We start from the raw sequence: 8,559 nt of genomic DNA, 5'->3' as shown, positions 1-8,559 counted from the left end.
ACCCGCGCCCCCGCGGCACCTGGCAGGACCCATGCCCTTCCCGGGAGGACCCACGTCCCTGCGGCCCCCGGCAGGACCCACGCCCCTCCGGCCCCCGGCAGGACCCACGCCCCTCCGGCCCCCGGCAGACCTCGCGCGGCGCCCCCACCCCCGAGGTCCCTACCAGGACGACTTCCGCACCCCCGGCAAGTACCCCGCGTGCGCCTGCTCCCGCAAGCTCACCCTCGACAGGCCGAACGTGCGGAAGTACCCCCGGGGCCGTCCGTCCACCTGGTCCCGGTTGCGGACGCGGGTCGCGCTCGCGTCGCGGGGCTGGGCGGTCAGTTCCCGCCGGGCCGCGTCGCGTTCGGCGTCCGTGGTGGACGGCCGCCGGAGGATCTCCTTCAGCTCGGCCCGCCGCTCGGCGTACCGCGCGACGACATCCCGTCGCTTCTCGTTCTTCGCGATCTTGCTCTTCTTCGCCATCAGACCCGCACCCCCCGTGCACGGATCCGCGCGACTGCGGCCTCGACGCCGATGACGTCCACGGTCTTGATCCCCTTGGTGCTCAGCCGGAGCCGCACATGACGGTTCTCGCTCGGCAGCCAGTACCGCTTGGACTGGATGTTCGGGTCGAAGCGGCGGGACGTACGCCGGTGGGAGTGGGAGATGCGGTTGCCGAAGCCGGGCTGGGCTCCGGTCAGCATGCAGTGGGCGGACAAGGTGACGCACCTCTCTCGATCAGGTAGTGCAAATGGATTTCATTTTCAGTAACATACCAGCATGGCACGCAACGAACTCCGCCCGGTCGTCAAACTCCGGTCCACGGCCGGCACCGGATACACCTACGTCACCCGCAAGAACCGCCGGAACGACCCCGACCGGCTGACGCTGCGCAAGTTCGACCCGAGGGCCGGCCGCCACGTCGACTTCCGAGAGGAGCGCTGACCGACGATGAAGAAGGACATCCACCCCTCGTACGGGCCCGTCGTCTTCCGGGACCGCGCCGCGAACCACACCTTCCTCACCCGCTCGACGATGACGAGCGGGAAGACGATCGAGTGGGAGGACGGCAACACCTACCCCGTGGTCGACGTCGAGATCTCGAACGTCAGCCACCCCTTCTACACGGGCACCGCGCGCGTGCTGGACACGGCGGGCCGCGTGGAGAAGTTCGAGAAGCGGTACGGCGCCAAGAACTCCGGGGCGGCCGGAGCGACCGGGGCGACCGGGAAGAAGCGGGGCTGACCGACGTGACCCAGCTGTCTGTCGCGATCGTCGGCGGGCTGCACGCCGACGCCCGGCGGGCCGCCGTCGAGGCGCTGCTCGCCGGGGTCCCGGGCAGCGTCGCGCTGCACCACGACCTCTCCACCGCCGCCGACGGTCCGGACGCCAAGGTCGTCCGGACCGTCCGGGACGCCGGGGGTCTCGTCTCCACCGCCGAGACCCGGCTCGTCGACGACTGTGCCTGCTGCGCCCTGCGCGAGGACCTCGTCCCCGAACTGGAACGCCTGGCCGAGGCTGGCCTGACCCGCCTGGCCGTGGTCGAACTGTGGGACTCGGTGGAGCCGAAGGCGATGGCGGAGGTGATCGCCGCCGGCGGCCTCCGCCTCACCTCCGTGATCACGGCCGTGGACCCCGCCCTCCTCCTGCCCTACCTCGGCAACGGCGACGACCTCGCCGACCGGGGCCTCGCCGCGGCCTCCACCGACCAGCGCACCGTCGCCGACACCTTCGCCCGCCAACTCGAATACGCCCCGATCCTGGCCGTACTCGACTCGGAGGAGGCGGACGACGAGGACAGAGCCCTCCTGGCCCAACTCCACCCGACGGCGCAGCGGGTGCCCATCGGCGACCGCGGCCGTGCTCCTGAGGTGGCCGTAGGCCCCGAAAGGGGTGCGGGGCAGCATCGACCTGCGGCTCCGCCGCGGGGCGCGACCAGCCACGACGCACCGGCACCCGGAGACGCACGGCAACCCCTACGGCGCCCGTCCGCCCTGCTCACGGCAGCGTTCGCCGGCTTCGACGTGGACGCGGCGGCCGCCGCCCAGCACCCCGCCTGCGCGCTCCTCCCCACGGACGCCGACGAACACGGCGTCACCACCCTCGTCTGGCACCGCCACCGCCCCTTCCACCCCGAGCGGCTCTACGCGGCACTGGAGGACCTCTGCTGCGCGGCCGCCCGCAGCCGTGGCCGGTTCTGGCTGGCCGAGCGCCCCGACACCCTGCTGCACTGGGACGCGGCCGGCGGCGCCCTGTGCGTGGAGTCGGTCGGCCCCTGGCTCGCCTCGCTGCCGGACGCCGCCTGGGACCTGGTTCCCCCGGTCCGCCGGGCCGCCGCCGCCCTCGACTGGCACCCGGAACACGGCGACCGCTGCCAGCACCTGGTCTTCACCTCCCCGGGCCTGGACCGCGACGGACTCGAACAGCTCCTGGAGTCCTGCCTGCTCACCGACAGCGAGTACGCCGCCGGCCGCGCCGCCTGGGAACGGCTGCCGCGCCCCTTCGACACCTTCCTGGAGGTCTGACCGCCATGCCCCGCAAGCCGGAGCGCACGCCCGCCAAGTCCCGCCCCAACCCGCTGGACCAGGCGAAGATCACGTACATCGACTACAAGGACACCGACCTGCTGCGGCGCTTCATCTCCGACCGCGGCAAGATCCGCAGCCGCCGGGTCACCCGCGTCAGCGCCCAGCAGCAACGGCAGCTCGCCCGCGCCATCAAGAACGCCCGCGAGATGGCCCTCCTGCCGTATTCCGCCCGCTGACGACGGCCACGGACCCTCCACCGGCCCGCCATCCAGCGGTTCGACCGCTGTCGGCGCGCCCCACCCCGCACTCTCGAACCACCACCCCCACCCGGCCCCCGGGGAGGCTCCACGACCTCCCCGGGGGCACTCGTTTCCCGCCATCCTGCGCACACCGGCCCCGCTCCCTGAACCGCGCGGTCCCGGCCCCCGTAGGGAGGGGCAGGGGGACATGCACCAGGACGACACCGAATCTCCCCAGCCGTTGACGGAACAGGATCGCCCCGACATACGTCTCTCCAGTGCCGCGGTGCTGTGACTGCGGGCTCACCCCTCGTGCACGTGCATCTGCTCGTGCATACGCAGGTGCATCCGCTCATGCGGCGGCACGTGAACGAAGCTATGATCCGGGGCAGTTGACCGCTGCATCACTGGCAGCACGGGCATCACTGGCCACACCAGTGCCAATGCGCATCAAGCGCACCACTGCACCACCCCGGGGAGCGACCTGTGGACCACGACGTGTACGGCGTGGATGACGTGTACAACGGCATGGCCGCTACGGAGCTGACCCAGCTCCACGCGGTGGCCTGGCAGAAGAGCCGGCACAGCAACTCGCAGGGAAACTGCGTGGAGTTCGCCCGGCTGCCCGGCGGCGAGGTGGCGGTGCGCAACTCCCGCTTCCCCGACGGTCCGGCGCTCGTCTACACGCGCGCCGAGATCGAGGCGATGCTCCTGGGCATCAAGGACGGTGAGTTCGACCATCTGGTCGGATAACTCCCGCCCGGCGGCGGGGGAGCGGTGGAGTCCGATGATGTGACACGCGTAGAACCGCGGCGCCGAAAAGCGCCGCGGTTCTCAGTGGGCGCGGTGCGGGTCCGGTGTCCGCGGCACCTGGAACAGCGCCCACACCACCTTGCCGTTGAGCGCGCCGCCCAGCGGGTGCCAGCCCCAGCTGTCCGCGAACGAGTCCACCAGGAACAGTCCGCGCCCCGACTCCGCCGAGAAGTCCTCGGAGTCGCCCGCGACCGGGCTGTCGTGACTGGGGTCGCGCACCGCGCACACCAACCGCTCGGTCCAGCGCATCAGATGCAGCCGTACCGGCGGATCCTGGTCGGGGCGCGACCCGTTGCCGGAGGGCAGGCCGTGCCGCAGGGCGTTGGTGACGAGTTCCGAGACCACGAGACAGACGTCGTCGAAGCGGTCGTCCAACTTCCACTGGCCGAGCGTGCCCCGGGTGAACTGCCGTGCCTCGCGCACCGCTTCGTAGCGGGGAGGCAGCGCGCAGGACGCGGCGTCCGACACGGTCGCGGGATCAAGTGGCGGAAGCCCCTGCCGTAAGGGTTCGAGCATGGTCGATCCATTCGTCCCCATGCGAGGCACTCCCGGGTGTCTGCGGTCGTTGCGATGCAGCGGTGGCGCGGGACCATGGTTTCTGATGCGTACAGCAGATGCAAGGGCAGATGCACGTGCACGCGCCCGAAATGGACCTTCCCATGCCGCTTGCTGAACATTTCTTCTGCCACCCTGCTCCTACTCCTCGCGCGTCCCGCCCGTCTCGGATGTTGAAGACTTTCCATTTCTGTAACCGGGCGAGTGCGGATCGGAGTGGTTTAGTGGCAGACTGCGGCCCTTGAAGAAGTTGGGGAGGCTGGACGAACGTGGGCGCCGGTGAATCGAGCGGGTCGGTGGTGAGGCGGATGCTGCTGGGCTCGCATCTCAGGCGGCTGCGCGAGTCGCAGGGGATCACCCGGGAGAAGGCCGGGTACTCGATCCGCTCCTCCGAGTCGAAGATCAGCCGGATGGAACTCGGCCGGGTCAGCTTCAAGACCCGTGACGTGGAGGACCTGTTGACCCTCTACGGCGTCACCGACGAGACCGAGCGTACCTCGCTGCTCTCCCTGGCCAAGGAAGCCAATGTCGCCGGCTGGTGGCACAGCTACTCGGACGTCCTGCCCAGCTGGTTCCCCACCTACGTCGGCCTCGAAGCGGCGGCCCATCTCATCCGCAGCTACGAAGTGCAGTTCGTGCACGGCCTGTTGCAGACCGAGGCGTACGCCCACGCGGTCGTCTCCCGGGGCATGAAGGGCGCGAGCGAGGCCGAGATCGACAAGCGGGTGGCCCTGCGCATGGAGCGCCAGAAGTACCTGGTGTCCGAGAGCGCCCCCGAGTTCCACTGCGTCCTCGACGAGGCCGCGCTGCGCCGGCCGTACGGCGACCGGGAAGTGATGCGCGGTCAGCTCCAGCATCTGATCGAGATCTCGGAGCGCCCCAACGTACGGATACAGGTCATGCCGTTCAGCTTCGGCGGTCACGCCGGTGAGAGCGGCGCCTTCACCGTGCTGAGCTTCCCCGAGTCCGACCTCACCGACGTCGTCTATCTCGAACAGCTCAGCAGCGCGCTCTATCTGGACAAGCGCGAGGACATCGCCCAGTACGAGCGGGCGATCGGACAGCTCCAGGAGGACAGCCCGTCCACGGCCGAGAGCCGTGACCTGCTGCGGGGACTGCTGCAGCTCTCCTGAGGCCGCCGGCCCCGCTGTTCCCCGAGTCTCTCCGGGTTCGCTCGGGGCCTTCGCAGTCTCCCGAGTAGCCCTCCAACTCCCCTTGCCCACACGTACGATGACGAGTGATCAATCTTGATCGATGCCGACTGATTGAGGATCACATGTCGTCCTACTTCACCGACCTGGCACAGCAGTACATCGGCGGCGAGTGGCGCCCGGGTTCAGGCTCCTGGGACATCATCGACTTCAACCCGTACGACGACGCGAAGCTCGCGTCGATCACCATCGCCACGGTCGACGAGGTGGACGAGGCCTACCGGGCCGCCCGGACGGCTCAGAAGGAATGGGCCCAGGTCAACGCCTACGCGCGTCGCGCGGTCTTCGAGAAGGCCCTCGCCCTCATCGAGGAGCGCGAGCAGGAGATCACCGAGGTGATCATCGCCGAGCTGGGCGGCACGCATCTGAAGGCCGCATTCGAGCTGCACCTCGCCAAGGAGTTCCTGCGCGAATCGATCCAGCTGGTGCTGCGCCCCGAGGGCAGAATCCTTCCGTCGCCGGTCGAGGGCAAGGAGAACCGCCTCTACCGCGTACCGGTCGGTGTCGTGGGCGTCATCAGCCCCTTCAACTTCCCCTTCCTGCTCTCGGTCAAGTCGGTCGCCCCGGCCCTCGCCCTCGGCAATGGCGTCGTGCTGAAGCCGCACCAGAACACCCCCATCACCGGTGGCACCCTGGTCGCGAAGATCTTCGAGGACGCCGGCCTGCCCGGCGGGCTGCTCAACGTCGTCGTCACCGACATCGCCGAGATAGGCGACGCCTTCATCGAGCACCCGATCCCCAAGGTCATCTCCTTCACCGGCTCCGACAAGGTCGGCCGCCACGTCGCCACCGTCGCCGCCTCGAACTTCAAGCGCACGATCCTCGAACTGGGCGGCAACAGCGCCCTGGTGGTCCTGGACGACGCGGACATCGACTACGCCGTCGACGCCGCCGTCTTCTCGCGCTACGTCCACCAGGGCCAGGTCTGCATGGCCGCCAACCGCGTCCTGGTCGACCGCTCCGTCCAGGACGAGTTCACCGAGAAGTTCGTGGCCAAGGTGAAGTCCCTGAAGGTCGGCGACCCGAGCGACCCCTCGACGGTCATCGGCCCGGTCATCAACGCCTCCCAGGCGGACGCCCTCAGGGCCGTCGTCGAGCAGGCCCTCGCCGAGGGCGCCACGGCGCTCGTCCACGGCTCCACGACCGACAACCTGGTCGAGCCGTCCGTCCTCACCGGCCTCCCCGCCGACTCGTCCCTCCTGCGGCAGGAGGTCTTCGGCCCGGTCGCCTTCCTCGTCCCCTTCGACGGCGAGGAGGAAGCCGTCACCCTCGTCAACGACACCCCGTACGGCCTCAGCGGCGCCGTCCACACCGCCGACATCGAGCGGGGCGTGAACTTCGCCAAGCAGATCGACACCGGGATGTTCCACGTCAACGACGGCACCGTCCACGACGAGCCCCTCGTCCCCTTCGGCGGCGAGAAGCACTCCGGGGTCGGCCGTCTCAACGGCGACACGGCGGTGGACGCGTTCACCACCCAGAAGTGGATCTCGGTCCAGCACAAGCGGAGCTTCTTCCCGTTCTGAACTCCGATCCTCGCGCGCATTTCTCGCCCACGGACCCTTGCGGACAGAACCTGACCGCAAGGGTCCGTAGCTTGGTCGGTGTCAGAGGGGCTCACCCGAGTCCCCCGGTCCGGCGAGAGGCAGAAGGCCATGGTCACGCACGTGGGCGCGGAGGCGAAGGGCGACGAGCGAGGGGCGCTGCTGTCCTTCCTGGAGGAGCAGCGCGGGGGCATCCGGCGCGCGATGCTCGGCCTGACCGACGAGCAGGCGTCGGCCAAGCCCAGCGCCAGCGACCTGTCCCTGGCCGGACTCCTCAAGCACGTCGTCGAGGTCGAGCAGAGCTGGGTCGCCCGTGCCAAGGCCGAGGCCCCGGCGGTGCGGCGCGACGAGTCGAACTGGCACGAGACCTTCGCCCTGGTCGGCGACGAGACGGTCGAGTCCCAGCTCGCGTACTGGGAGAAGGTCGCCGCCGAGACGGAGTCCTTCATCCGGTCGGTGCCCAGCCTCGACGACACCTTCGCCCTGCCGAACGACCCCTGGTTCCCGCCGGAGGGCCGTGTCTCCATGCGCTGGCTGGCCCTGCACCTCATCCGCGAGACCGCCCGGCACGCGGGCCACGCCGACATCATCCGTGAGTCGCTGGACGGCGCCACCGCCTTCGAGCTGGTGGCGAAGGAGCAGGGGACGAGCTGGGGCTGACCCCCCTGGTTCTACGCTGGGCGCATGTCAGCGATCCGTCTTCTCGTGCTCGGCGCCGTGCGCCAGCACGGGCGGGCCCACGGCTACCAGGTCCGCAACGACCTGGAGTACTGGGGCGCGCACGAGTGGTCCAACGCCAAGCCCGGCTCGATCTACCACGCCCTGAAGCAGATGGCGAAACAGGGACTGCTGCTCGCGCACGAGATCGCCCCCTCCACGGCCGGCGGGCCGCCCCGCACCGAGTACGAGATCACGGAACAGGGCACCGAGGAGTACCTCCGGCTCGTGCGCGAGTCCCTCACCGCCTACGACCAGCAGCCGGACATCCTGTCCGCCGCCCTCGGCACCATGGTCGACCTCGGCCGTGAGGAGGTGCTGGGGCTCCTGGAGGAGCGGGTGCGGTCCATCGAGAAATGGCGCCGGTCGGTGACCGAGTACTACACCCCCGAGGACGGCCCGGGCCAGCTCGGCCACATCGGCGAGATCATGAACTACTGGATCCACTCCGCCGACACGGGCGCCGACTGGACCCGAGGCCTCATCGCCCGCATCCGCGCCGGCGCCTACACGTTCGCAGGCGAGGGCGCCCCTTTCATCGGCATCCTCCCGGAGGGCCAGAAAAACCCCTACGCAACGGGCGAACCACACCCAGGCGACACCCACTGACAACACCACCCCCGCTACAGGCACGCGAAGCCCCCGACCCACCCGCACCCGCCCACTACGGTCAGCCCCGAGGCGCCGTTTTTGAGGGGCGCGGGGAACTGCGCGATAAGCCCCGACGCACCCGCACCCGCCCACTACGGTCAGCCCCGAGGCACCGTTTTTCAGGGGCGCGGGGAACTGCGCGATCAACCACAACCCACCCGCACCCGCTCAACCACCCGCACCCCCCAGCCCCGAGGCACCCACCCCGCACCCACCCCGCCCCCCTAGATGAATGAGTCCAAGGGATGGCCTGCGGACAGAGCGCGAGGGCGTCCAATGTCGATGTGTGACGAACGACCTGAACACCCTCGCAACGGCA

The 8,559-nt window shown here is 69.8% G+C and carries 12 protein-coding genes; 9 read left to right on the top strand and 3 right to left on the bottom strand.

What is annotated here, in order from left to right; all coding sequences use genetic code 11:
• Window positions 1-159: 159 nt before the first annotated feature.
• Window positions 160-465 (bottom strand): 30S ribosomal protein S14, encoded by a 306-nt coding sequence (gene rpsN, locus ACWCRJ_RS14595; RefSeq protein ID WP_450939613.1) that lies wholly within the window; start codon window positions 463-465, stop codon window positions 160-162.
• The gene (gene rpmB / locus ACWCRJ_RS14590) at window positions 465-701 is read right to left on the bottom strand and encodes a 50S ribosomal protein L28 (protein WP_037702498.1); all 237 of its coding nucleotides are present in this window, start codon (window positions 699-701) and stop codon (window positions 465-467) included. The genes rpsN and rpmB overlap by 1 nt, the downstream gene beginning before the upstream one ends.
• 61 nt (window positions 702-762) lie before the next feature.
• Here rpmB and rpmG point away from each other — a divergent pair, with 61 nt between their 5' ends.
• The 5 genes from rpmG to ACWCRJ_RS14565 all read left to right on the top strand — a co-directional run bounded on the left by rpmG (window position 763) and on the right by ACWCRJ_RS14565 (window position 3,502).
• Window positions 763-927 (top strand): 50S ribosomal protein L33, encoded by a 165-nt coding sequence (rpmG, locus tag ACWCRJ_RS14585; protein ID WP_005475851.1) that lies wholly within the window; start codon window positions 763-765, stop codon window positions 925-927.
• Window positions 928-933: 6 nt separating this feature from the next.
• The gene (locus ACWCRJ_RS14580; RefSeq protein ID WP_450939612.1) at window positions 934-1,227 is read left to right on the top strand and encodes a type B 50S ribosomal protein L31; all 294 of its coding nucleotides are present in this window, start codon (window positions 934-936) and stop codon (window positions 1,225-1,227) included.
• A gap of 5 nt (window positions 1,228-1,232) precedes the next feature.
• Window positions 1,233-2,507, top strand: a complete 1,275-nt coding sequence (locus ACWCRJ_RS14575) for a CobW family GTP-binding protein (RefSeq protein ID WP_450939611.1) — start codon at window positions 1,233-1,235, stop codon at window positions 2,505-2,507.
• A gap of 5 nt (window positions 2,508-2,512) precedes the next feature.
• Entirely contained in the window at window positions 2,513-2,746 is a 234-nt protein-coding gene (rpsR, locus tag ACWCRJ_RS14570; RefSeq protein ID WP_450939610.1) for a 30S ribosomal protein S18, read from the top strand.
• Between the two features lie 489 nt (window positions 2,747-3,235).
• Complete coding sequence (locus ACWCRJ_RS14565; protein WP_005475842.1) at window positions 3,236-3,502, top strand: DUF397 domain-containing protein; 267 nt, start codon at window positions 3,236-3,238, stop codon at window positions 3,500-3,502.
• Between the two features lie 81 nt (window positions 3,503-3,583).
• On the opposite strand, the gene ACWCRJ_RS14560 is transcribed toward ACWCRJ_RS14565, so the two are convergent.
• Window positions 3,584-4,078: an ATP-binding protein gene (locus ACWCRJ_RS14560; RefSeq protein ID WP_046918836.1), complete on the bottom strand. Its 495-nt coding sequence runs from the start codon at window positions 4,076-4,078 to the stop codon at window positions 3,584-3,586.
• Window positions 4,079-4,425: 347 nt separating this feature from the next.
• On the opposite strand from ACWCRJ_RS14560, the gene ACWCRJ_RS14555 reads away from it, so the two are divergent.
• From ACWCRJ_RS14555 to ACWCRJ_RS14540, 4 genes are all read left to right on the top strand, one after another.
• The gene (locus ACWCRJ_RS14555; protein ID WP_450939783.1) at window positions 4,426-5,250 is read left to right on the top strand and encodes a helix-turn-helix domain-containing protein; all 825 of its coding nucleotides are present in this window, start codon (window positions 4,426-4,428) and stop codon (window positions 5,248-5,250) included.
• 143 nt (window positions 5,251-5,393) lie between these two features.
• On the top strand, window positions 5,394-6,854 hold the full coding sequence (locus ACWCRJ_RS14550; RefSeq protein WP_450939609.1) for an aldehyde dehydrogenase family protein: 1,461 nt from the start codon (window positions 5,394-5,396) through the stop codon (window positions 6,852-6,854).
• Between the two features lie 129 nt (window positions 6,855-6,983).
• Window positions 6,984-7,532 (top strand): DinB family protein, encoded by a 549-nt coding sequence (locus ACWCRJ_RS14545; RefSeq protein WP_450939608.1) that lies wholly within the window; start codon window positions 6,984-6,986, stop codon window positions 7,530-7,532.
• A gap of 24 nt (window positions 7,533-7,556) precedes the next feature.
• Window positions 7,557-8,198: a PadR family transcriptional regulator gene (locus ACWCRJ_RS14540; RefSeq protein WP_450939607.1), complete on the top strand. Its 642-nt coding sequence runs from the start codon at window positions 7,557-7,559 to the stop codon at window positions 8,196-8,198.
• Window positions 8,199-8,559: the final 361 nt, after the last annotated feature.

This window comes from Streptomyces sp. NPDC002324 (assembly GCF_053593335.1).
The sequence above is the reverse complement of the archived record's forward strand: the minus strand, read 5'-3'. Positions and strand labels throughout refer to the sequence as shown.